The 22,609-nt window shown below is 66.0% G+C and carries 20 protein-coding genes and 1 pseudogene; 12 read left to right on the top strand and 9 right to left on the bottom strand.

Going from position 1 to position 22,609, the window contains the following annotated elements; genetic code table 11:
* The first annotated feature begins 61 nt into the window (after positions 1–61).
* Entirely contained in the window at positions 62–1,936 is a 1,875-nt protein-coding gene (gene mutL / locus QQZ18_RS12225; protein ID WP_284541200.1) for a DNA mismatch repair endonuclease MutL, read from the top strand.
* Between the two features lie 2 nt (positions 1,937–1,938).
* Here the strand turns inward: mutL and QQZ18_RS12220 are convergent, their stop codons facing one another.
* The 6 genes from QQZ18_RS12220 to QQZ18_RS12195 form a co-directional block, all read right to left on the bottom strand.
* On the bottom strand, positions 1,939–2,451 hold the full coding sequence (locus QQZ18_RS12220; RefSeq protein WP_284541198.1) for a GNAT family N-acetyltransferase: 513 nt from the start codon (positions 2,449–2,451) through the stop codon (positions 1,939–1,941).
* 5 nt (positions 2,452–2,456) lie between these two features.
* Complete coding sequence (locus QQZ18_RS12215; protein ID WP_284541197.1) at positions 2,457–2,750, bottom strand: HPr family phosphocarrier protein; 294 nt, start codon at positions 2,748–2,750, stop codon at positions 2,457–2,459.
* A complete protein-coding gene (locus tag QQZ18_RS12210; protein WP_026790909.1) occupies positions 2,747–3,148 on the bottom strand; it encodes a PTS sugar transporter subunit IIA in 402 nt (133 codons plus the stop codon). The genes QQZ18_RS12215 and QQZ18_RS12210 overlap by 4 nt, the downstream gene beginning before the upstream one ends.
* Before the next feature lie 262 nt (positions 3,149–3,410).
* Entirely contained in the window at positions 3,411–3,863 is a 453-nt protein-coding gene (locus QQZ18_RS12205; RefSeq protein WP_284541196.1) for an HPr kinase/phosphorylase, read from the bottom strand.
* Positions 3,860–5,632, bottom strand: a complete 1,773-nt coding sequence (locus QQZ18_RS12200) for a stimulus-sensing domain-containing protein (RefSeq protein WP_446728645.1) — start codon at positions 5,630–5,632, stop codon at positions 3,860–3,862. Before QQZ18_RS12200 ends, QQZ18_RS12205 begins: the two co-directional genes overlap by 4 nt.
* A 95-nt stretch (positions 5,633–5,727) precedes the next feature.
* Positions 5,728–6,432 carry a response regulator transcription factor gene (locus QQZ18_RS12195; RefSeq protein ID WP_251755209.1) on the bottom strand — a complete coding sequence of 235 codons (705 nt, stop codon included), beginning with the start codon at positions 6,430–6,432 and terminating at the stop codon, positions 5,728–5,730.
* 266 nt (positions 6,433–6,698) lie between these two features.
* On the opposite strand from QQZ18_RS12195, the gene QQZ18_RS12190 reads away from it, so the two are divergent.
* On the top strand, positions 6,699–7,361 hold the full coding sequence (locus tag QQZ18_RS12190) for a HugZ family pyridoxamine 5'-phosphate oxidase (RefSeq protein WP_284541194.1): 663 nt from the start codon (positions 6,699–6,701) through the stop codon (positions 7,359–7,361).
* Here the strand turns inward: QQZ18_RS12190 and rsmD are convergent, their stop codons facing one another.
* Both rsmD and QQZ18_RS23815 read right to left on the bottom strand, forming a co-directional pair.
* Entirely contained in the window at positions 7,362–7,922 is a 561-nt protein-coding gene (rsmD, locus tag QQZ18_RS12185; protein ID WP_284541193.1) for a 16S rRNA (guanine(966)-N(2))-methyltransferase RsmD, read from the bottom strand.
* A 652-nt stretch (positions 7,923–8,574) separates the two neighbouring features.
* A pseudogene (locus QQZ18_RS23815) lies at positions 8,575–9,300 on the bottom strand (pseudouridine synthase); the annotation flags it as partial.
* Between the two features lie 127 nt (positions 9,301–9,427).
* Between QQZ18_RS23815 and QQZ18_RS12175 the strand changes: the two are divergent.
* Positions 9,428–9,868 carry a nucleoside deaminase gene (locus QQZ18_RS12175; RefSeq protein ID WP_284541191.1) on the top strand — a complete coding sequence of 147 codons (441 nt, stop codon included), beginning with the start codon at positions 9,428–9,430 and terminating at the stop codon, positions 9,866–9,868.
* Positions 9,869–9,899: 31 nt separating this feature from the next.
* Here the strand turns inward: QQZ18_RS12175 and QQZ18_RS12170 are convergent, their stop codons facing one another.
* Positions 9,900–10,766 carry a patatin-like phospholipase family protein gene (locus QQZ18_RS12170; protein ID WP_284541190.1) on the bottom strand — a complete coding sequence of 289 codons (867 nt, stop codon included), beginning with the start codon at positions 10,764–10,766 and terminating at the stop codon, positions 9,900–9,902.
* Positions 10,767–10,936: 170 nt separating this feature from the next.
* Between QQZ18_RS12170 and thrC the strand changes: the two genes are divergently transcribed.
* The 9 genes from thrC to QQZ18_RS12125 all read left to right on the top strand — a co-directional run bounded on the left by thrC (position 10,937) and on the right by QQZ18_RS12125 (position 22,603).
* On the top strand, positions 10,937–12,337 hold the full coding sequence (gene thrC, locus QQZ18_RS12165; protein ID WP_284541189.1) for a threonine synthase: 1,401 nt from the start codon (positions 10,937–10,939) through the stop codon (positions 12,335–12,337).
* Positions 12,338–12,463: 126 nt separating this feature from the next.
* Positions 12,464–13,744: a M16 family metallopeptidase gene (locus QQZ18_RS12160; protein ID WP_284541188.1), complete on the top strand. Its 1,281-nt coding sequence runs from the start codon at positions 12,464–12,466 to the stop codon at positions 13,742–13,744.
* The gene (locus QQZ18_RS12155; protein ID WP_284541187.1) at positions 13,741–14,328 is read left to right on the top strand and encodes a GNAT family N-acetyltransferase; all 588 of its coding nucleotides are present in this window, start codon (positions 13,741–13,743) and stop codon (positions 14,326–14,328) included. Before QQZ18_RS12160 ends, QQZ18_RS12155 begins: the two co-directional genes overlap by 4 nt.
* Positions 14,329–14,517: 189 nt before the next feature.
* The gene (locus QQZ18_RS12150) at positions 14,518–17,505 is read left to right on the top strand and encodes an EAL domain-containing protein (protein ID WP_446728644.1); all 2,988 of its coding nucleotides are present in this window, start codon (positions 14,518–14,520) and stop codon (positions 17,503–17,505) included.
* A 102-nt stretch (positions 17,506–17,607) separates the two neighbouring features.
* A complete protein-coding gene (locus QQZ18_RS12145; protein WP_284541871.1) occupies positions 17,608–18,129 on the top strand; it encodes an invasion associated locus B family protein in 522 nt (173 codons plus the stop codon).
* A 120-nt stretch (positions 18,130–18,249) separates the two neighbouring features.
* Entirely contained in the window at positions 18,250–19,671 is a 1,422-nt protein-coding gene (gene tldD / locus QQZ18_RS12140; protein ID WP_284541185.1) for a metalloprotease TldD, read from the top strand.
* A 59-nt stretch (positions 19,672–19,730) separates the two neighbouring features.
* Positions 19,731–20,348 (top strand): HAD family hydrolase, encoded by a 618-nt coding sequence (locus tag QQZ18_RS12135; RefSeq protein ID WP_284541184.1) that lies wholly within the window; start codon positions 19,731–19,733, stop codon positions 20,346–20,348.
* Between the two features lie 151 nt (positions 20,349–20,499).
* Positions 20,500–21,201: a TerC family protein gene (locus QQZ18_RS12130; protein ID WP_284541183.1), complete on the top strand. Its 702-nt coding sequence runs from the start codon at positions 20,500–20,502 to the stop codon at positions 21,199–21,201.
* Positions 21,202–21,253: 52 nt separating this feature from the next.
* Positions 21,254–22,603, top strand: a complete 1,350-nt coding sequence (locus tag QQZ18_RS12125; protein WP_284541182.1) for an MATE family efflux transporter — start codon at positions 21,254–21,256, stop codon at positions 22,601–22,603.
* Positions 22,604–22,609: the final 6 nt, after the last annotated feature.

Genomic DNA, 22,609 nt, shown 5'->3' with positions numbered 1-22,609 from the left:
AAGTCGCTTCGGTTAAGGTCGCCGTTCCGATTTCTTCCTGCGCAGGCGACTCCCGGCTCCCATGTCCGTCATCATTCAGCTCTCGCCCGTTACCATCAACCGCATCGCCGCCGGCGAAGTGGTGGAGCGGCCGGCGAGCGTGGTCAAGGAACTGGTCGAGAACGCCATCGATGCCGGCGCCGATCGCATCGAGGTGGTGACCTCGGGCGGTGGCAAGACGCTTATCCGCGTGACCGACAACGGCGTCGGCATGACGTCGGCCGACCTGTCGCTGGCCGTGGAACGACACTGCACCTCCAAGCTCATCGAGGATGACCTTCTCGATATTCGCACCCTCGGCTTCCGTGGCGAGGCGCTGCCGTCGATCGGCTCGGTGGCCGATCTCAGGATTGAGACGCGGCACGCATCGGAGGACAACGGCTGGGCCATAACGGTGGCCGGCGGCAGTCGGTCGGACATCATGCCGGTGGGACTGAGCCAGGGTACCCGCATCGAGGTTCGGAACCTGTTCTTCTCGACGCCGGCCCGCCTCAAGTTCCTCAAGAGCGAACGCGCCGAGGCCGGCGCCATCACCGATGTGGTCAAGCGGTTGGCGCTGGCTCATCCCGAGATCCGCTTCTCGCTGTCCGGCTCGGACCGCTCGCCGCTCGACTACCTGGGACTCTCGGACGGCGATTTCCGCGGCCGGGCTCTGCAGGTGATGGGAACCGACTTCGCGGAGAATTCGATCGAGATCGACGCGGTGCGCGAGGGCGTGCGTCTGACCGGTCTCGCCGGACTTGGCACGCTGCAGAAGGCCAACGCCCAGAGCCAGCATCTGTTCGTCAATGGCCGGCCCGTGCGCGACAAGCTGCTGCTCGGCGCCATTCGTGCCGGGTACGCCGACGTCATGGCTCGCGACCGTTTCCCGGCGGCGGTGCTGTTCGTCGACCTCGATCCGCACGAAGTGGACGTCAACGTCCATCCGACCAAGGCCGACGTACGCTTCCGCGACCCCGGACTGGTGCGTGGCCTCCTGGTCGGCGCGCTTCGTCGCGCGCACGCCGATGCCGGCCACCGTGCTGCGTCGACGCATGGCGCGGCGACGCTCGACGTCCTTGCCGCTGCGGCTTCCCGGCCGATGCAAACGTCCGCATCGCCGGCCTGGCGGGCGGACTATCAGAACCGGCCCGCCACCTTCGACTGGCGTACGGCACCCGACCGGCCGCTCCCCGGCGAGACGCCTACGCCCCGCGGCTTTGCCGAAGAGGCTGCGGCCTTCGATGCGGGGCGGCCGCAGGAGCGTTTCTCCGTCGTCGACGAGGCGGTATCCGCCGATGCCCGGGCAGGGCTTGCCGAGGTCCCTGCCGAGAGCCTGTCGCGACCGCTCGGAGCGCCGCGCGCCCAGATCCACGAAACCTATATCGTCGCCCAGACCGAGACCGGTCTCGTCATCGTCGACCAGCACGCCGCCCATGAGCGCCTCGTCTACGAGCGGCTGAAGCGGGAAATCGCCAAGGGTGTCGAGACGCAGATGCTGCTCATCCCCGAGGTCGTCGACATGCCCGAAGAGGACGTCAATCGCCTTGTCGAACGCGCCGACGAGCTCGCCGAGCTCGGTCTCGTCGTCGAAGGCTTCGGACCGGGAGCCGTCGCCATCCGCGAGATCCCGGCCTTGCTCGGCCGTACCGACACGGCGGCGCTGCTGCACGACATCGCCGATGATCTCGCCGAATGGGATCAGGCGACGCGCCTCAGGGAAAAGCTGGACGCCATCGCCGCCACCATGGCCTGTCACGGGTCGGTCAGGGCCGGTCGCCGCCTCAGGGTGGAGGAGATGGACGCGCTGCTGCGCGAAATGGAAGCGACGCCCAACTCCGGTCAATGCAACCACGGCCGCCCCACCTTCGTCGAGCTGAAACTCAGCGACATCGAGCGGCTGTTCGGACGGCGGTAATCTCAGCGTTCGCGGATGATGGCGTAGATCGCCGTGTCCCATCGGGCATCGCCGACCCTGACTGATGATCGCCGAACGCCTTCGCGCTCGAAACCAAGGGACTCGTAGAGCGCGATGGCCGGCGTATTGAACGTGTAGACGTTGAGCTCGAGGCGCGGAAAGGCGCCGATGTCGTCAAGGCGGTCGAAAATCTCGGTGAGAAATGGCCGCGCCAATCCCTGGCCACGATATCGAGGGGCGATGGCAAAACGGGCGAGGCGGGCGATGCCGTCGGTCCAGTCGAGAACCAGCTGAGCGTGGGCCGCCGTATCGTGCTCGACGACACCGGCAAAGGCCAGCCGAAGCGGCGGTTCCGTTTGCGTCTCGGCGAGCATCGCATCGATCTGGACGGCATCGAGCGGAAAACGGACGCCGCTCCCTCCCCACTGCGCCAGCGCTTCAGGCGTCGGAAACCAAGTAGGCAATGACGCCAGGCGCTGCGGCGTGGCCGGAACGACGTCGAGCGTCGAAGCCATGAGGGCTATTCGCCCTCGCCGAAGCGGTCGTTGACCAGCGCGGAGATGGCCTCGATGACGGCGTCGGCGTCGGCGCCGACGGCGCGCACTTCGATGGACGAGCCTATGCCGGCCGCGAGCATCATCAGGCCCATGATCGACGTTCCGGACACGCTCTGGCCGTCTTTCAGGACGCAGACCTCCGCCTCGAAGCGGTCGACGCACTGGACGAATTTCGCCGAGGCGCGAGCGTGAAGGCCCTTCTTGTTCAGAATTTTCAGCTCGCGGACAATGGCATTGTCGGCTCTGTCGTCTGTCATGATCCGGCGAGTACCTGGCTGGCCACGGAAATGTATTTACGGCCGGCGTCGCGGGCCTCGGTGACGGTTTCGGCCAGCGGCCGCTCCTTGCGCACCGTTGCGAGCTTGACCAGCATCGGCAGATTGACGCCGGCGATCACTTCGACGTCGCCGATATCCATCACGGAAATGGCGAGATTCGAGGGAGTGCCACCGAACATGTCGGTGAGCAGAATGACGCCCTTGCCGGAGTTGACGCGACCGACAGAGGCGATGATGTCGCTCCGCCGCTGTTCCATGTCGTCCTCGGGGCCGATGCAGATGGTCTCAAAATCGGCCTGGGGACCGACCACATGCTCAAGCGCCGACCGGAATTCGTCTGCCAGCCGACCATGCGTCACCAGAACCAACCCGATCATGCTGGGGTCCGATCCCTAAAGATTACGAAGAACATGCGGCACGCCATGTTGGTTTCGCTCCAAGCTGGAACGGGCCACATCTTCACCAGAGCGGGATTTCTTTCAAGAGGAAATCGGACTTGAGGCCGGCCCGGCCGCTCGGGGAGCGCCAGGGATGGGGGGAGAACTCAATAAAAGACGCCGGCCGATAGCCCGAAAAGCCGGGCCTTGGGCAGGCTTTAGGGGAAATGGCTATCTTCTGTCCGAATTGTGGCCGCAATCGTTAAATCTTGTTCATTTCCGTGAGGGCCGCCCCCAGGAGGGGCAGCGAGACGTCCGGTTGCCGTGCCGGAATCGCCTGCCGGCGCAGTTTCACCCCTTCGATCTCGGTCTCCTCGTCGGTGATCTCGGGCAAACGGGTTATCGTCTCCGCCGCCACCAGATCGGCGACGAGACGGATCACCGCCGCCGGCACGTGGTCGACCTTTTCGATGCCATGGCCGCGACGCTCGGCAAGGCCGAGGATCGTTTCCGGACAGCGGGCGACAAGCCGACCGTTGGCGCAGGACAGCGCCACCCTGTCATCGGCGACGAAGGCGGCGTAGATACCGCTCCGCCTGGCCGCCTCGACAAGCGCGAAGGCAAGCGAGGTCTTGCCGGCGCCCGAGGCGCCCCGGATCAGCAGGCCCGTCTCGCCGATGACGACGACGGTGGCATGGATGGTCGGCGGGATCATGTGGCGAGGTCGGCCGGCAGCGACACCACGAAGCGCGCACCGGTGACGCGATCCGGCTCGGCAGGATCGTCCTGGCGGTTGATCGCCGCAATGGTACCCCGATGGGCCTCGACGATCTGCTTGGAGATCGACAGGCCGAGGCCCGAGTTGTTTCCGAAGCCTTCGCCCTCGGGCCGGTCGGTGTAGAAGCGCTCGAAGACCCGTTCGAGCTTCTCGGCACGAATGCCCGGGCCGTGATCGTCGACGATCACCGCGATCATGCCTCCTTCTCGTCGAACGGTCACCTCCACTTTCCCACCCTCAGGAGAGAACGAGCGGGCGTTGTCGATCAGGTTGTTGAACACCTGTCCGAGTCTACTGTCGTGGCCGAGCACCTTCAGCGGCTTGTTGCCCTCGTTGCGGTCGATCCTGAGGTCAATGCCGATATCCTGATGGCGTCCCGTCTCGCGGGCCAGCGAGACGACGCCTTCCACGAGCCGGCCGACGTCGAGCGGCGCGGCGTCCTCGCGGGCGAGCTCGGCATCGAGGCGCGAGGCGTCGGAGATGTCGGTGATCAGACGATCGAGGCGGCGGACGTCGTGCTGGATGATGTCGAGGAGACGCCCGCGGCTGATGTCGCTCTTGGCCAGCGGCAGCGTTTCCACCGCCGAGCGCAACGAGGTCAGCGGATTCTTGAGCTCGTGGGAGACGTCGGCGGCAAAGCTTTCGGTGGCGTCCATGCGGCTGTAGAGCGCGTTGGTCATGTCGCGGAAGGCGCGGGCGAGATCGCCGATCTCGTCCTCGCGGTCGAACGAAGGGATTTCCTCGCGCTGCTTGACGCCTCTCCGGATGCGGTCGGCGGCGGCGGCAAGGCGGCGGAGCGGCCGGGCGATGGTGCCGGCCAGAAGGAAGGATAGCGTGGTCGTGACCGCCGCCGCGACCAGGAAGACGCGGAAGATGCCCCAGCGCTCGGCGGCGACGATGGCGTCGATGTCGCCGCCCTCGGTGGACAGCAGCAGCGAGCCGACCACCACGCCGAAGCGCTGTACCGGCACCGCGACGGAGACGATCATCTCGCCGGCCTCGTTGACGCGGACCACCGTGCCCGGTGAGCCGTTGAGCGCCCGCTCCACCTCGGGGTAGCCGCGTCCGTTGCCGCCGCCGAGTTCCCGGTAGACCGGAAGGTCGATCCGCCTCAGCCGGAAATTGATGGCGTTGATCGCTTGCTCGATGAGAGACGGCTGCGGCGGCTTCGACGGCGGCAGATTGAAGCGCAGTACCTGTCCTCGCGAATAGAGAAATCGCGAATCGAGGATCAGGATGCCATCGCGGTCGTAGATGCGCGCCCGCGTCTTGGTCGGGGTGATCAGCCGCCGCAACAGCGGCGCGACCCGCTCAGGATTGATGGGGAAGTCGAGGCTTTCCGTATCGGTCGGCGCGGTCATCTCGCCGCCGGCCTGCATCTGCAGCAGGCGCTCGGGGTCGATGGTGATCGTATTGGACACGGCCGAGGCAGAGGCGGCGATGGCGCCGGCCATGATCTCGCCCTGCGTCAGCAGGCTTTCGACGCGCGCATCGATCAGTCCGGCGCGGAACTGGTTGAGATAGAGGATGCCGGACACCAGCGCCACCAGCGCGGCGAGGTTGAGGACGAGGATGCGGCGGCTGAGCGAGGTACCGATCGAGGTCGCCGCGAAGCGCTTGATGCGGCGGGCGATGACCGGCACCAACCGGCGCATCGTCTGGATGCGCCCGCCGTCGACCCGGTCGGCTTCCTGGCTTCCCCTCATCGACCTTGTATCCCGCTAGTGGTTCGCTCCGACATTCGCCTCCGCCAGATGCTGGCCCGGACTGCAAATGTCAAATCGCTCCGCTAGAGCCCGCCTCACATCTCCTTGAAGCGGTAACCGACGCCGTAGAGGGTTTCGATCATCTCGAAATCGTCGTCGATGGCCTTGAACTTCTTGCGCAGCCGCTTGATGTGGCTGTCGATGGTGCGGTCGTCGACATAGACCTGATCGTCGTAGGCGGCATCCATCAGCGCGTTGCGGCTCTTCACCACTCCTGGGCGCTGGGCAAGCGCGAACAGGATCAGGAACTCGGTGACGGTCAGCACCACGTTCTGGCCCTTCCAGGTGCAGGTGTGCCGCTCCTGGTCCATCACGAGATTGCCGCGCTCGATGTTGCGGTTGGCGTCGGTCGGCTTCGGCGCGGCCGAGGTGTCGCGCGGGGCGACGCGGCGCAGCACCGCCTTGACTCGCTCGACCAGCAGGCGCTGCGAGAACGGCTTGTGAATGAAGTCGTCGGCGCCCATCTTCAGGCCGAACAACTCGTCGATCTCGTCGTCCTTGGAGGTCAGGAAGATCACCGGCATGTCGGTCTTCTGCCTGAGGCGGCGCAACAGCTCCATGCCGTCCATGCGCGGCATCTTGATATCGAGAATGGCGAGATCGGGTTGGGCCTTGCTGAGACCGTCGAGGGCCGAAGCGCCATCGGTATAGGTCTCGACGCGATAACCCTCCGATTCGAGGGCGATCGAGACGGACGTCAGGATGTTTCTGTCATCGTCCACGAGCGCGATGGTCGGCATGCCCCAAGTCCCCGTCAGTTCCGAGCCTCAGCTCTTCATGTCATATTCGGTCGGTTTCGATAGCCGGACCTTTGTAGCAGAGTTGAGCGGAATCTGGGCAACAATGTAGAAAGATCAAGAATTCACTCGCTTTTTCACCCTCTTTGAGGGCGGCGAGACTGAATTCGCGCCCATGGCCATGGCGGCCGGGCCTTGTGGTCATACTGTTCGTTCCGGTTCGCTTGCAGTCCAATGGCGGCAGGCGGTGGGATCAAGGGAGGTTTCCGATGAGCGACGCGAGCTTCGATGCCCCGGACATGGCGCGCCGGATTCTCCGCTCGGCTGCGACCGCTTCGCTCGGTACGCTCGCGACCGACGGCGGACCGTTCGTGACCTTCGTGACGGTGGCCACCGACATCGACGGTGCTCCGCTCATCCTTGTTTCCGGGCTTGCCGCCCACACGCGCCATCTGGATCGCGACGACCGCGCCTCTCTCCTGATGCAGGCGCCGGCCGGCGCGGGCGAAGATCCGCTGACCGGAGCCCGCCTCACGCTCATCGGCCGGTTCCGCGGCATGGCCGGCGATGAAGACGCGCACGCGCATCTCCTCAAGCGCTTTCTGGCGCGACACCCCAAGGCGGAGGGCTATGCGGGCTTTGGCGACTTCTCCATCCATCGCATGGTTGTGGATGGCGCCCATCTCGTCGCCGGCTTCGGGCGGATCTCGCGCCTCCGCGCAGACGATCTTCTGGTTGCCCCGGCCGTGGCCGAGGCCTTCGCGCTTGCCGAGGCGTCGCTCATCGAAACGTTCGGCGACGTCGATCCGCGCCCGGTCGCGTTCGATCCGGACGGTGTCGATGTCGCCGACAACGGCGTCAGGCGTTTGTGTTTCCCGCGACGCGCCAACGATCCCGGCGAGGTGGCCGCCCTGATGTCCGTTCTTGGCTGATCAGGCCCGGCGGGCGAAGACGACCTGCGTCTCCCCGTACTGGCGCTGATCCAGCCGCTCCAGCCCGTCCGGCAGCGCCACGTCCGCCTTGGCGGCCTCCTCGATGACGACGATGGCGCCATCCGCGAGCCAGCCGCCGGCAAGCAGCGAGCCAAGCGCCTTTTCCGCGAGGCCCTTCCCATAGGGCGGATCGAGGAAGGCAAGGGTGTAGGGCTCGGCCGGACCGATCGATCCCATGGTCGTGGCATCGCGGCGGAAGATGCGCGTCGTCCCCATCAGGCCCAGGGATTCCTGGTTGCGACGAATGAGGCCGCGCGCCTCCGCCGCTTCCTCGACGAACAGGCAGGTTTTCGCTCCCCGGCTCATCGCCTCGAACCCGAGGGCGCCGGTGCCGGCGAACACGTCCATGACGCGGGCATCCGCGAAAACGCCTTCATAGGCGTGCTCGAGAATGTTGAAGACGCTCTCGCGCAACCGGTCGGACGTGGGGCGAATGGCCAGGCTGCCGGCCGCCGGCGTTGCCAGCGCCGCGCCGCGATGCTTACCGGCGACGATCCGCATCGCGTCCCCTCGGCTTGCCCGGTCCGTTGCGACCGCCACCATCCTTCGGTCCCCGGCCGCCCTTTCCTCCCTTGCCGCCCGGGGCGCCCATCGGACTTCCGTCCTGAATGCGGCTGCCCTTCGGCGTGATGCCACGCTGCGGCCTCTCGCCGCGCACGCGCGCCGGTTCGTCGCCATGGGCGCGCGGCTTGCGGTCGACGTCGAAGCTCTTGCCGGACTTGTAGGCGCGCGGCGCGTCCCCGGTCTCGGCGTGACGGCTCAGACGGCCGTCGCGGCGACCGTCAGTCGTCTCGTTCTTCAGCGTCAGCGTGGCGCGCTGCGGCTTTTCCGCCTTGGCGACCCGAACCGGAGGTTTCCCTGCTCCGGCCTTGCTACCGGTCCGCCCGGCCGGCTGACGGGATTTCGACGCATCGAGATCGGCCTCGTGGCGCTTGCGGTTTGCCGCCGCGGACGTGGCTCTCGGCCTCGTCGGCGCTCTCTCCTTGGCAAGGGTGGGCTCCCTTTCGCTCGAAGGGGAGGCTGCCTTCATGCCCTTGGCGATGATCGACTGGATCGGTGCACGGTCGTCTTCGCGCTGATCGAAATCGGCACCCGCTTCACCGGCCAGCCGATCGCCGAGCTGGGCGCGCAGCACGCGGCGCGGGACTTCCTCGACCTTGCCGTCGGCCAGTTCGCCGAGCTGGAACGGACCGAAGGAGACGCGGATCAGCCGGTTCACGTCGAGGCCGAGATGAGCGAGGATGGTCTTCACCTCGCGGTTCTTGCCCTCGCGCAGCCCAACCGTCAGCCAGACATTGTCGCCCTGACGGCGATCGATTGTCGCTTCCACCGAGCCGTAGAGAATGCCGTCGATGGCGATGCCGTCCTTCAACGCATCGAGCCGAGCCTGGTCGATGTCGCCGTGGGCGCGCACGCGATAGCGTCGCAGCCAGCCGGTGGCCGGCAACTCCAATATGCGGGCGAGGCCGCCGTCGTTGGTGAGCAGCAGCAAGCCTTCGGTGTTGATGTCGAGCCGGCCGATGGTCATGACGCGCGGCAGATCTTCCGGGAAGATCGAGAATACCGTCGGCCGCCCCTCGGGATCGTAGGTGGTGGTGACGGTGCCGCGCGGCTTGTGGAACAGCCACAGGCGGGTGCGGTCGCGCTCGGGCAACGGCTGGCCGTCCACCTCGACCTTGTCGCCGGCCTTGACGGTGACCGCCGGCGTGTCGAGCAGGCTGCCGTTGAGCTTGACGCGGCCGTCGGCAATCCAGGTTTCGGCCTCGCGACGCGAACACAGGCCGGCGCGGGCGATCACCTTGGCGATGCGGTCGGCGCCGTCATCGGCCTTGGCCGGAGATTTCTTCGCCTTGGGGGCGGGGGAGGGTGTCTTGATCATGTCGACGCTCTTAGCAGGAAAAGCGCTCCACGTGCAGCCGGTCTGTGATGCGGGCGAAGGTTTGAATTCGAGCTATGTTCCGGCAGGGCAAGCCGGCTATATCCCATGCATCACGTTGGGGGTCAGAATGTCCGGTTTCATGGATATCGCCATCGAGGAGGCCCGCTCGGCCGCAACTCGCGGCGAGGTGCCCGTTGGCGCGGTGATCGTGCGTGACGGCGCCGTTCTCGCTTCCGCCGGCAACCGCACGCTTGAGCTCAGAGACCCGACGGCCCATGCCGAGATGCTGGCGATCCGGGCCGCCGCCGCCACGATCGGGTCGGAGCGGCTGATCGGCTGCGACCTCTATGTCAGCCTCGAGCCCTGCGCCATGTGCGCGGGGGCCATATCCTTCGCCCGCCTGCGGCGCCTCTATTACGCTGCCGCCGATGAGAAGGGCGGGGCGGTGGAGCACAACGTCCGCTTCTTCGCCTCGTCCGGCTGCCATCACGCTCCGGACGTCTATTCGGGCATCGGCGAAAGCGAAGCCGGGCGGCTTCTCAAGGAGTTCTTCGCCGACCGACGCTAAGGCAATGCCATGCCCAATGCCGGAGCCGCGCTCAGGCCGCGGCGTCGAGCCGGCGCCCGAGGGCCGCCTTCACCTCTTCGCGAACGCAAGCGGTGGCTGCGAGAATCTCCTTGGCCTTGGTGAAGTCGAGCACGCCGACACCGTCGATCGGAGGGCGGATTAGCACGTCCGGCTGACGCGACTTCAGCTTTTCGGAGATGAGGGCCTGCATCAGGATCTGGCTTGAGCCGAACAGCGCTTCGCGGGCGCCGGGCGGGCGTCCCTTGTCGGATCGTACCGGCATGCCCACCACGTCGACCGCGACGATCATTCCGATGTCTTCCGGCAGCTTGTCGAAAGGCAGCGGATTGACCACTCCGCCGTCGATCAGGGGCAGGCCGCCAATCTCCACGGACCGGAACAGGGCGGGCAGGGCGATCGAGGCGGCGACGGCGCGGCGCAGCGAGCCGGCGCCGATCTCCACTTCGGCGGCGCCGTAATAGTCGGCGGCGACAGTCGAAAAGGGGATTGGAAGATCGCCGAAGTCGTCGGGAACTCGCTCGGGCAGGAACTCGCGGATCGCCGCTTCCGGGTCGAACAGCGGCAAGCCGCCGACAATGTCGGCAAGGCTGCGAGGGCGAAGCTTCCACACCTTGCCCCAGACGTCTGCCGGCCGGCCTAGCGCGGCGAGTGTCTCGTCCTTGATCTCCGCGCCCGAGAGACCAGCGGCCGCCGCGGCGCCGATCAGCGCCCCGATCGAGCAGCCGACGATGGCCGACGGACGGACGCCTAGATCATCGAGGGCGGCGAGCGCATGCACGTGGGCGAGGCCGCGCGCGCCGCCGCCGCCAAGCGCCAGCCCGAGGGAGGGAATGGTCTGTTGCAGGGCGGCATCGGTCATGATTGCGATCTCGGTCATGGGATGGGCATGCCGGATCGATATGGCGTCTTCACGACGCTTTGGCGAGACCGGCGGCCAAAAAACGGTCTTTCACCGCTGCCACCGCGCTTGCGGCGGAGTTCCGCCGCCGGTAGATCATCTCCAGGAAGAAGGCGAGCCGTCGTCGCGTAAGGACAGGGAAGAGTTCCATGAAATACGTCAGCACCCGTGGCAACGCCCCCGTTCTCGGCTTTTCCGACGTTGTTCTCGCCGGTCTCGCCCGCGACGGTGGCCTCTACGTGCCCGAAACCTGGCCGACGCTCGACGCCGCGACCATCGCCTCCTTCGCTGGCCGGCCTTACGCCGATGTCGCCTTCGAAGTGATCTCGCGCTTCGTTGACGGCGATATCGCCGATGCCGACCTCAAGGCGATGATCGACGCCGCCTATACCGGCACCTTCCGCCATCCGGCGGTGACGCCCCTCGTCCAGATCGCTCCCGGCCATTTCCTGCTTGAGCTGTTTCACGGGCCGACACTGGCCTTCAAGGATGTGGCGATGCAGTTGCTCGCCCGCCTGATGGATCACGTGCTCGGCCAGCGCGGCGCCCGTGCCACCATCGTTGGCGCCACTTCCGGCGACACCGGTGGCGCGGCGATCGAGGCCTTCCGTGGCCGCGACAACACCGACATCTTCATCCTGTTTCCGAACGGCCGCGTGTCGGATGTGCAGCGCCGGCAGATGACCACGGTGGCCGACCGAAACGTCCACTGCATCGCCCTCGAAGGCACGTTCGACGATGCCCAGAGCCTCGTGAAGGGCATGTTCAACCACTTCGCCTTCCGCGACGAACTCAGCCTGTCCGGCGTCAACTCGATCAACTGGGGCCGCATCGCCGCCCAGGTGGTCTACTATTTCGTCGCTGCCGTCGCGCTCGGTGCGCCCGCTCGCAAGGTGTCGTTCACCGTGCCGACCGGCAACTTCGGCGACATTTTCGCCGGCTATGTCGCCAAGAAGATGGGCTTGCCCATCGAGAAGCTGGTGATCGCCACCAACGTCAACGACATCCTCGCCCGCACGCTGGAATCCGGACGCTACGAAGTGACCGGAGTCGTGCCGTCGACCTCGCCGTCGATGGACATCGAGGTCTCCTCAAACTTCGAGCGTCTCGTCTTCGAGGCCTGTGGTCGTGATGCGGGCACCGTGACCCGTCTGATGCAGACCCTGTCCCAGTCGGGCGCCTTCACGTTGCCCGAAGCGGCCCATGCCGGCATCCGCAAGGAGTTCGGCGCCGGCCGGGCCTCGGTCGAGGCGACGGCTGACCTCATCCGCCGCCTGCGGAATGACGCGGGCTACCTGATCGATACCCATGGCGGCAATGGCGTGGTGGTGGCCGAGGCCTTCACCGGAGGCGTGGTGCCGATGGTGACGCTCGCCACGGCCCATCCCGCCAAGTTCCCTGACGCCGTGGGCGCGGCGACCGGCGAGCGGCCGGCCTTGCCGGCCTTCCTGGGGGATCTGATGGAGAGACCGGAGTGCATGACCGTGCTTGCCAACGATCTTGCCGCCGTCGAGACTTTCGTGCGCCAGCGCGCTCGGGTTCTTGCCTGAGCAGTCTGCCGGCGGGAGGGAAACGCCGGCAAAAGTGAAGGGGCTGGTGAAACTTTGTATTGAGTGGCGCGTCGTTCCATGCAGAGTTCGCTACAAAAGCTGACCTTCTAGGGAGGAAATGGTCGGATGGCCGTCGAAGTAACGAAGTTGGACAACGGCATCACCGTCGTCACCCATTCCATGCCGCACCTGGCATCGGCGGCGCTCGGCGTCTGGGTGGCGGCCGGATCGCGATCGGAGGCGTCGGACGAGAATGGCATCTCCCACCTTCTCGAACACATGGCCTTCAAGGGGACCAAGAAGCGTTCGGCCAAGGATATCGCCGAGGAGATCGAGAACGTCGGCGGCGAGGTGAACGCCGCCACCTCCATCGAAAGCACCAGCTACTATGCCCGCGTGCTGGCCGGAGACGTGCCGCTCGCCCTCGATATCCTCTCCGACATCCTGCAGAACTCGCTGTTCGAACCGGACGAACTCGATCGTGAGAAGCACGTCATCGGGCAGGAGATCGGCGCCGCGCTCGATGCGCCGGAAGACTTCGTCTTCGACATGTTCCAGCAGGCCGCCTTCCCCGGCCAGGCGATCGGCCGGCCGATCCTCGGCTCGATCGAAACGGTGAAGAGCTTCTCCGACGACGCGCTGCGTGGGTATCTCAATCGCCACTATACCGGTGGCCGCACGGTGATCGCTGCCGCCGGCAAGCTTCAACATCGCGAGCTGGTGCGCATGGCCCGCCGCAAGTTCCAGCATTTCGGCGAGGCGGAATCGATCGTTCCCGAGCGGGCGCTTTACGTCGGCGGCGAAGCCCGCGAGGAGCGCGACCTGATGGAGGCGCAGGTGGTGCTCGGCTTCCCCGGCATCGCCTATGGCGACGACGACTACATCACCGCGCAGATCGCCTCGTCCATCCTGGGCGGCGGCATGTCGTCGAGGCTGTTCCAGGAGATCCGCGAGAAGCGCGGCCTCTGCTACTCCATCTACGCCTTCCACTGGGGCTTCGAGGATGCCGGCATTTTCGGCATATCGGCGGCGACCGGCGAGCGTGACGCCGGGGCCGTGGTCGAGGAGACCATGAACGAGATCGCCCGCGCTTCGACCGCCGTGACCGAGGTCGAGGTGAAGCGCGCCCAGTCGCAGCTTCGCGCCGGTCTCCTGATGGCGCTCGAAAGCCCGGTGGCGCGGGCCGGCCAGATCGCCCGTCACATCATGTTCCACGGCCGTACGTTGCCGCTCGACGAACTGGTCTCCCGCATCAATGCCGTGACGCCGCAGAAAGTCTGCGAGTTCCTCGAGAAGATCAACGTCGCGCCCAACCCGACGCTCGCGGCTATCGGTCCGATCGCCAAGGTTCCTTCGGTGGGGTCGATCGCCGCCAGCGCGGTATCGGCCAAGGCGAGCGCAGCATGACGTTTTTCGGTGTCGTGGCGTCAGGAACCCTTCCGGTACTTGCGGACGACACCGTCACCCTGCGCTTGCCGGCGGCGTCCGACTACGCCGCCTGGGTAAACGAGCGCTCCGAGAGCCACGCGTTTCTGAAGCCATGGGAGCCGACCTGGTCGGCCGAGGATTTGACGCGCACGTCCTTCAAGCGTCGCGTTCGCCGCGTTCAGCGCGAGGCGGCCGAGCAGACCGGCTTCGCCTTCCTGATCTTTCGTCGTGACGACGACACGCTGCTCGGCGGCATCACGCTGTCTAACATTCGTCGCGGCGTCGCCCAGAGCTGCAACCTTGGCTATTGGATGGGCGTGCATTACGCCGGGCACGGCTACATGCGCCGGGCGGTGCCGCTGGTCCTGGAGTTTGCGTTCGGCGAGTTGCGCCTTCATCGCGTGGAGGCGGCCTGCATTCCCGACAACGGCCGGTCTCTCGGCCTTCTCGAAAAAGCCGGATTCGTCCGCGAAGGCTACGCGCGCCGTTATCTGATGATCGATGGCCGCTGGCAGGATCACGTGCTGCTTTCCCGCACGGCGGGCGACGACGGTACCGGCTGACGGAGGACGCCGAACGGGCGGTTTGCACGGCCGCCGTCCTCGGCTATATCTCTCCGGACGCGCCTTCGGAGGAAGCCGTGCAAAGGATTCCCAGCGGGTGCTGTTGCAGCTTCCGCGCACCCTGAAAAGCCGCCCGTTCGGTGCGGCCCACAAAACCGAACTGTTCGCCAGTCGAGCTGGAGAGTGTCCTTGGCCTTCGTCCGCGCCGCCGTCACCTTGTTCCTGCTGGTGTTCGCCGCCGGCCTGGCGCCTCATTTCGCGCTGGCTGCCGAGCCCATTCTCGTCGAGCCGGACGTCAAGGCGCTCGATCTGACGCACGCCGTGGAATATCGGCGCGATGCCGGCAACTCCATCCAGGTGTCGACGGCTCCCGGCCCCGATGGCGTCGTCCGTCGCATCGAGGTCCGGGCCAAGGGCATCGATTCCAATCCGTCCTGGGTGGTTTTCTCGCTGTCCAACCAGTCGGACCTGCAACTCGACCGGCTGATCGTCGCTCCGCATTTCCATCTGGTCGGTTCGCGCGTCATGTGGCCCGACCTTGGCGCATCGCGCATCGCGGCGATCACGCCGAGCTCCGGTTTTGCTCCCGAGCGGCAGAGCAGCCAGGACTCCGACGTCTTCCTGGTGACGCTCGATCCCGGCACGGTGGTCACCTTCGTCGTCGAACTCAGAACGCGCGACCTGCCGCAGATCGGTCTGTGGGAACCCAATGCCTACAAGGACAGCGTCAACGCCTACACGCTCTACCGTGGCATCGTGCTGGGCATTTCCGGCCTTCTGGCGCTGTTCCTGACCATCCTGTTCGTGGTCAAGGGATCGATGATGTTCCCGGCGACGGCAGCTCTGGCCTGGGCGGTGCTTGCCTATCTCTGCATCGACTTCGGTTTCTGGAACAAGGTGTTCGCTGTCGGTTCGGGAACCGATCAGCTTTATCGTGCCGGTTCGGAGGTGATGATCGCCGTCACCATGGTGATCTTCCTCTACGCCTATCTCAACCTCAACCGATGGCACGTGCGCTACAGCCACGTGATGCTGATCACGCTCCTGGCGCTGACCGGCCTGTTCGCGCTCGCCCTCTACGATCCCTCGATCACCGCCGGCATCGCCCGCATGGTGTTGGCCGCGCTCGGTGGCGTGGGCTTCGTGCTGATCGTGGCGTTGGCCCTGCGCGGCTACGACCGGGCGATCATGCTGGTCCCGACCTGGCTAGTGTTCCTGGCCTGGCTGGCCGGTACCGGGCTTGCCGTTTCCGGCCGCCTCGTCAGCGATCTCGCCCAACCGGCACTCGCCGGCGGACTGGTTCTGGTCGTCCTACTGCTCGGCTTCACCGTGATGCAGCACGCCTTTGCCGGCGGCGCCATCACGCAAGGGCAGGTGGACGACAGCGAGCGCAAGGCGCTGGCGCTCACCGGCTCCGGCGATATGATCTGGGATTGGGACGTGCTCGCCGACCAGATCGTCACTTCGGCCGAGGCCGAGGAGAGTCTCGGTCTCAAGCGAGGGCGCCTCGAAGGGCCGGCCCGCGACTGGCTCGACTATCTGCACCCGCAGGACCGGGAGCGCTTCAAGGCGACGCTCGACGCCGTCGTCGAGACGCGCAAGGGCCGCCTCAGCCAAACCTTCCGCATGCGTGCCCAGGACGGTCACTACCAGTGGTTCCGCCTGCGCGCCCGTCCCATCCTCGGTTCGGACGGCGAAGTCATCCGTTGTGTCGGCACGCTGCTCGACATCACCGACATGAAGCTGGCGCAGGAGCGGCTGCTGTCCGACGCCATCCACGACAACCTCACCTCGCTGCCGAACCGCGAGCTCTACATCGATCGGCTGTCTTCCGATCTTGTCCGCTCCAAGGTCGACAATCAGCGCCGGCCGGCTGTCTTCCTCGTCGACCTCGATCGCTTCCGGCAGGTCAACGAAACGCTGGGCCTGTCGGTGGGCGACACCATCTTGTTGACGTTGGCTCGCCGGCTTGGCCGTCTCGTCAAGCCGCTCGACACGTTGTCGCGCATCGAAGGCGACCGCTTCGGCATCGTGCTGGTGTCCGAGCAGGCCTCCGACCGGCTCGCCGCCTTTGCCGACACCGTCAAGCGGGCTGTGCGCGCGCCGATCGTCGTCGGCGAGAAGGAGGTGTTCCTCACCGCCTCCATCGGCATCGCCGTGCCCGACGCCGACGACAAGGAAGCGCGCACCCTGGTTCAGGATGCCGAGATCGCTCTCGCCTTTGCCAAGAAGCTCGGCGGCGACCGCATCGAAACCTTCCGCCCGGCTCTGCGCATCATGTCGGCCGATCTCACCTCGCTCGAACAGGACCTGCGCAGCGCCATCGACAAGGGCGAGCTGACGGTGCTCTACCAGCCGGTCATTCGGACTGGCGACCGGTCCGTGGCCGGCTTCGAGGCGCTCCTGCGCTGGAACCATCCGCGCAAGGGCTCGATCCCGCCGGCCGAGTTCATGCCGATCGCCGTGCGCTCCGGTCTCGTGGTGCAACTGGGCATGTTCCTGCTCGACCGGGCTGCACGACAACTGGCCGACTGGCGCGATCACCTGCCCTTCGGCGATACCCTGACCATGTCCGTCAACCTGTCCAACCGACAGATCCTGCGGCATGAGCTCCTGAACGACGTCAAGGCCGTCCTGTCCCGCACCGGCTTGCCGCGCGACGTGCTGCACCTCGAATTCTCCGAGGGGCTGCTGATGGAGAGCCCGGAGTTCTCGCTGCAGATGCTGATGAAGCTGAAGGAACTCGGTGCCGGCTTCGCCGTCGACGAGTTCGGCATGGGCTTTTCCTCGCTGAGCTATCTTCAGCGGTTGCCGCCCGGCACGCTCAAGGTCGACCAGAACATCCTGAGGAGTTCCGGCCGTCATCGGCAAGCGCTGCTGAGAACCATCGCCTCGCTTGCCCACGACCTTGAGCTGGAGCTGGTGGTGGAGGGCGTCGACCGTGCCATCGACCTCGACGAGGTTGCCAACCTCGGCGCCGACTACCTGGAAGGCTACCTTTTCGGGTCGCCAATGAACGCCGACGAGGTGCGAAAGCTGATGGAGAAGGCGAAGAAGGCGGTGGCCAAGGTGGCCCCGGTCGCCGTCCCCGATGTATCGCTCCGTGTGCCGGAACGGGTGCCGGGCGCCACGGCGACGCCGGCGGGCGAAGCGGCCAATGGTCCTCCGGCGGCCTGACGCTCTCTTTTCGCGCCGCCGCAAGTGTGGGAATAAGGACCGGCCGGCGATTCGCTCCCGGTTTCCGGGGTCTGGGACGTTGACGAGAGGATCATGACCGTCATGAGGACCGTTCTTTCTGCCTGCCTTTCCGTTTTGCTCGCCTTGGGTTCATTGCCGGCGACGCTCTCCTCGGCGGCGGCGCAGGAATTCGTCGACGGCAAGGTGGAGTCCACGCACGGAGATTGGCAGATCCGCTGCGACCAGCCGGTCGGCGCCCGCGACAAGCAATGCGCCATGGTGCAGAACGTCACCGCCGAGGACCGCGACAACATCGGCCTGTCCGTCCTGATCGTGAAGACGGTCGACAAGAAGGCCAGGATCATGCGTGTCCTGGCTCCGCTCGGCGTCTACCTGATGGCCGGCCTCGGCCTTCGCATCGACGACAAGGACATCGGCCGCGTCGGCTTCGTCCGCTGCCGGGCGCGCGGCTGCTATGCCGAGGTCGTCCTGCAGGACGACCTGATCGGCCAGCTCGAAAATGGCGGCAAGGCGCTGTTCATCATCTACGACTCGCCTGAAGACGGCATCGGCATTCCGATCTCCCTGAAAGGCTTCAAGGAAGGCTTCGACGCCCTGCCGTGAGCGGCCGCACTTGCGCGATCTCGCCCGAAACACGACATGTTGCGCGTCCGGAGGCTGGAGCCGCCGGACGTTTGCATTTATGGAGGAACCGATCCTCCTCACCATGGGACGCCGCCGCCGATGACCGAACGCCATGATCTTCTCGCCCTTGCCGGTCTCGATCCCGACGCCACGCAGCGTCTCGTCCGCGATGCTCTTGCCGGGGCCGACGACGGCGAACTCTATTTGGAACGGTCGGAAGGCGAGGCTCTGACCTTCGACAACGGGCGCCTCAAGACGGCCACCTACGACGTCAACCAGGGCTTCGGCCTCAGAGCGGTGGCCGGCGAGGCAGTGGGCTATGCCCATGCCGACGATCTCTCGGAAAAGGCCCTGCGCCGCGCCGCCGACGCCGTGAAGGCTGTTTCCATGGGCTATGCCGGCACGCTCGCCGAGCCGCCGCGCCCGACCAACCGCAAGCTCTACGGCGACATCAACCCGCTGCTGTCCCCCGCCTTCTCCGACAAGGTGGCGCTTCTCTCCGAAATCGACGCCTGGGCGCGAGCCCGCGATCCGCGCGTGCGGCAGGTGACTGCCTCGATCACCACCAGCCACAAGGTTGTCGAGATCATTCGCGCCGACGGCGTCCACCTCAGGGATGTGCGCCCGTTGGTCCGCATCAACGTCTCGCTGATCGCCGGCAGCGGCGACCGCCAGGAAAGCGGCTCCTATGGCGAAGGTGGCCGCCTGGCGCTCGACGGCTTCATCACGCCCGACCGCTGGCAATATGCCGTCGACGAGGCGCTTCGTCAGGCGTTGGTCAACCTTGAGGCCAAGCCGGCGCCGGCCGGAACCTTCGACGTCGTGCTCGGCCCGGGCTGGACCGGCGTGCTGCTGCACGAGGCGGTGGGGCATGGTCTCGAGGGCGACTTCAATCGCAAGAAGACCTCCGCCTTTGCCGGCCTGATGGGCGAGCAGGTGGCGGCGAAGGGCGTCACCATCGTCGACGACGGCACGCTGCCCGACGCCCGTGGTTCGCTGACCATCGACGACGAGGGAACGCCGAGCGGCAAGACGGTGCTGATCGAGGACGGGCGTCTCGTCGGCTACATGCAGGACCGCCAGAACGCCCGGTTGATGGGAGGCGTGTCCACCGGCAACGGTCGCCGTCAGTCCTACGCCCACGTTCCGATGCCGCGCATGACCAACACCTACATGCTCGCCGGCGACAGGAGTCGCGAGGAGATCATCGCCTCGGTGAAGGACGGCATTTACGCCGTCTCCTTCTCCGGAGGGCAGGTGGATATCACCTCCGGCAAGTTCGTCTTCGATTGCACGGAGGCCTATCGGGTGCGGAACGGCAAAGTCGGCGAGCCGATCAAGGGCGCCATGCTGATCGGCAACGGCCCCGAGGCGATGAAGCGCGTCTCGATGATCGGCAACGATCTGGAGATCGACCGCGGTATCGGCATGTGCGGCAAGGCCGGGCAGAGCGTGCCCGTCGGCGTCGGCCAGCCGTCGCTCCGGATCGATCAGGTCACCATCGGCGGCACGGCGACTTGATCTCGCCGGCACCGGAGGCCGGGCGTCCGGTGCCCATTCCGACCTCACGAGAAAGCAGCATGCGTTCCATCCGCCTCGCATTGTTCGACATGGACGATGTCGTCTATACCTATACGCGTGCCGATCGCATCGCCCATATCGCAAGCGTCACCGGTCTCGACCCTGTGTTCATCAACGAGCGCATTTGGGGAGAGGGGCTTGAGGCCGCCGCCGACGGGGGCGCCTTTCCGACGCCGGAGCTCTACATCGCGTCCTGGCGCGACCGCCTCGGCTATCCGCTCGCTGTCGAGGATTGGGTCGAGGCCCGTCGGCTCGGCATGCGTCCCATACCCGGCACTCTCGCTCTCATCGAGCGGTTGATCGCGGGGGGTACGACGGTCGGAGTGCTCACCAACAACGGCCCCCTGGTCCACCTCCATCGGGAAACGCTGGCGCCGGACCTCGCGCGTCTCGCTGGCGATCGCTTCCTCGTATCCGCCTCGTTCTCGACACTGAAGCCCGATCCGCAGGTGTTCCATCGAGCCCTCGGGCAGTTGGGATTCCGGCCGGAGGAGAGCTTTTTTACCGACGACATGCCGGAGAACGTTGAGGGCGCCCGCGCCGCCGGGCTGCATGGCGCAGTCTTCACCACGCCAGCAGCTCTGGAGGCCGAACTCACGTCCATCGGGCTTCTCTGACTTGGCTTTATGAGTAGAAGTCACGAGGGCCTAATTTCGCTTAGGCCATTGAAATTCCCGTCCGCTCATCCTACCTGCCCGGCGGTCGGGAATTTGCCTGCAAGATATCGGCGTCTCGCCGAACAGGGTTGGGACAGACGCCGTGTTTTCGATGGATTTTTTGTCGGTTGAACTCGCCGCGCTGGCGCAGGTCGTCTTCATCGACGTCGTGTTGGCCGGCGACAATGCAATCGTAGTCGGCATGGCAGCGGCCGGCGTCGATCCCACCATACGGCGCAAGGTGATCTTCTGGGGCATCGGCGGCGCCGTTGTCCTGCGCATCCTGTTCGCGATCATCACCACCCATCTCCTCGCCATTGTCGGCTTGACTCTGGCCGGCGGCGTGCTGTTGCTCTGGGTTTGCTGGAAGATGTTCCGGGAAATCTGGTCGAGCCGCCATGAGGAGGCACGCGGCGTCGAGGCTGCCGAGCAGGCGCTCGATTCCGCCGCTTGCGACGTGACGCCGGCGTCCAGCGGCAAGACCTTCCGTCAGGCTCTCATCCAGATCATTCTCGCCGACGTGTCCATGTCGCTCGACAACGTACTGGCCGTGGCCGGCGCGGCGCGCGATCATGTCGGCGTTCTGGTCATCGGCCTGCTGCTGTCGGTCGGCCTGATGGGAGCGGCCGCCACCCTGATCGCCCGCCTGCTGCACCGCTTCCGCTGGATCGCCTGGATCGGCCTCTTGGTCATCCTCTATGTGTCCTTCGACATGATCCACCGTGGTTCGGTCGAGGTCTGTACCGGGATCACTGGCGAACAAAGCTGCCAGATTCAGGACCTCCGGGATGCTACGGGCGATATGCTGAACTGAGGCCGCCCGGCCTTCGTCGTTTCGCCTGCTTCTGACCGCGAGAGGTTTCACCATGACGCACGCCGCCGGCGCGCCCGCCGACGCCGCCTATGTGAACGGTTCGGTGTTTCGCCACGTCGTGGCGCTGACCGCGCTCGGCTCGTTGGGGCTGATGGCGATCTTCACCGTCGATCTCGTCAACCTCCTCTACATTTCGCTTCTGGGCGACGAGGTGCTGACGGCAGCCATGGGCTACGCCGGCGCCGTGCTTTTCCTGCTGGTGTCGGTCGGGATCGGCTTCTCCATCGGCGTGACGGCTCTGACGGCCCGGAGGGTCGGAGCTGGCGATCGCGGCGGCGCCCGGCGCGTCGCCACATCCGGACTGATCATTTCCTTTACCGCCACCAGTGTCCTGACGTTGGCGATCGCGACCGTGCTCGACCCGTGCCTGTCGCTGCTCGGCGCCACCGGCCGAGAGTTCGAGGTGACCCGGCACTTCCTGTGGATCACCATGCTGGGCATGCCGCCGCTGGCCCTCAGCATGGCCATGGGCGGCATACTCATGGCGTTCGGCGCACCGCGCATGAGCCTGTGGATCAACCTGGCCGGCGCCGTCGCCACGACAATCCTTGACCCGATCTTCATCTTCGCTCTGGATCTCGGCGTCACCGGGGCTGCCATCGTCACCGTTCTGATCCGCTTCGTGGCCATCGCCGTCGGTTGGTACGGGCTGGTGCCGCGCCTCAATGCGCTGGCACGGCCAACGATGCACAACGTCCGCCATGACGTCGCCCCGCTCCTGATCATCGCCTTCCCGGCCATTCTCACAAACCTCGCCACGCCGGTCAGCAACATGATAGTCACGGCCTATGTCGCGCGCTTCGGAACCGAGGCGGTGGCGGGCTGGTCGATCATCGGCCGCATCTATCCGCTTTGCTTTGCCGGAATCTTCGCCCTGACCGGCTCGGTCGGCGCCATTTTCGGCCAGAACGTCGGCGCCCACCGCTTCGATCGGGTCCGCAAGACGCTGGCCGACAGCACGTTGTTCACGGCGATCTATGTGGCGGTGATCTGGCTGTTGCTGCTTCTAGGGACCGACGCCATCAACTGGGCGTTCCAGGCCTCCGGGCGGGTGGCCGAAATGATCGCCTTCTATTGCCTGTGGGCAGCGCCAACGTTCATTTTTACCGGGGCGCTGTTCGTCGCCAACGCCGCCTTCAACAACCTCGGCTTCGCCTCCTACTCGACGCTGTTCAACTGGGGCAGGGCGACGGTCGGCACTTTGCCGTTCTGTTGGCTCGGAGTGTGGTACGGCAGCGCCGACGCGGTGATCCTCTGGTGGAGCATCGGCGCCGCATTGTTCGGTCTGCCGGCCCTGTGGCTGGCCGGACGGTCGATCGACCGCCTCGCCATCAGGGCATGAGCCTCT

The organism is Pleomorphomonas sp. T1.2MG-36, assembly GCF_950100655.1.
Classification (GTDB): Bacteria; Pseudomonadota; Alphaproteobacteria; order Rhizobiales; family Pleomorphomonadaceae; genus Pleomorphomonas.
This window is presented reverse-complemented; position numbering and strand designations above follow the sequence as displayed.

Bases quoted from the DNA above. Each gene is read 5' to 3' on its own strand.
- tldD (WP_284541185.1), top strand. From the start codon at position 18,250: ATGACCGAACGCCATGATCTTCTCGCCCTTGCCGGTCTCGATCCCGAC.
- QQZ18_RS12220 (WP_284541198.1), bottom strand. From the start codon at position 2,451: ATGGCTTCGACGCTCGACGTCGTTCCGGCCACGCCGCAGCGCCTGGCG.
- QQZ18_RS12190 (WP_284541194.1), top strand. From the start codon at position 6,699: ATGAGCGACGCGAGCTTCGATGCCCCGGACATGGCGCGCCGGATTCTC.
- mutL (WP_284541200.1), top strand. From the start codon at position 62: ATGTCCGTCATCATTCAGCTCTCGCCCGTTACCATCAACCGCATCGCC.
- thrC (WP_284541189.1), top strand. From the start codon at position 10,937: ATGAAATACGTCAGCACCCGTGGCAACGCCCCCGTTCTCGGCTTTTCC.
- QQZ18_RS12195 (WP_251755209.1), bottom strand. From the start codon at position 6,432: ATGCCGACCATCGCGCTCGTGGACGATGACAGAAACATCCTGACGTCC.
- QQZ18_RS12160 (WP_284541188.1), top strand. From the start codon at position 12,464: ATGGCCGTCGAAGTAACGAAGTTGGACAACGGCATCACCGTCGTCACC.
- QQZ18_RS12175 (WP_284541191.1), top strand. From the start codon at position 9,428: ATGTCCGGTTTCATGGATATCGCCATCGAGGAGGCCCGCTCGGCCGCA.
- QQZ18_RS12215 (WP_284541197.1), bottom strand. From the start codon at position 2,750: ATGACAGACGACAGAGCCGACAATGCCATTGTCCGCGAGCTGAAAATT.
- QQZ18_RS12130 (WP_284541183.1), top strand. From the start codon at position 20,500: ATGGATTTTTTGTCGGTTGAACTCGCCGCGCTGGCGCAGGTCGTCTTC.
- rsmD (WP_284541193.1), bottom strand. From the start codon at position 7,922: ATGCGGATCGTCGCCGGTAAGCATCGCGGCGCGGCGCTGGCAACGCCG.
- QQZ18_RS12205 (WP_284541196.1), bottom strand. From the start codon at position 3,863: ATGATCCCGCCGACCATCCATGCCACCGTCGTCGTCATCGGCGAGACG.
- QQZ18_RS12210 (WP_026790909.1), bottom strand. From the start codon at position 3,148: ATGATCGGGTTGGTTCTGGTGACGCATGGTCGGCTGGCAGACGAATTC.
- QQZ18_RS12145 (WP_284541871.1), top strand. From the start codon at position 17,608: ATGAGGACCGTTCTTTCTGCCTGCCTTTCCGTTTTGCTCGCCTTGGGT.
- QQZ18_RS12200 (WP_446728645.1), bottom strand. From the start codon at position 5,632: ATGAGGGGAAGCCAGGAAGCCGACCGGGTCGACGGCGGGCGCATCCAG.
- QQZ18_RS12170 (WP_284541190.1), bottom strand. From the start codon at position 10,766: ATGACCGAGATCGCAATCATGACCGATGCCGCCCTGCAACAGACCATT.
- QQZ18_RS12155 (WP_284541187.1), top strand. From the start codon at position 13,741: ATGACGTTTTTCGGTGTCGTGGCGTCAGGAACCCTTCCGGTACTTGCG.
- QQZ18_RS12125 (WP_284541182.1), top strand. From the start codon at position 21,254: ATGACGCACGCCGCCGGCGCGCCCGCCGACGCCGCCTATGTGAACGGT.
- QQZ18_RS12135 (WP_284541184.1), top strand. From the start codon at position 19,731: ATGCGTTCCATCCGCCTCGCATTGTTCGACATGGACGATGTCGTCTAT.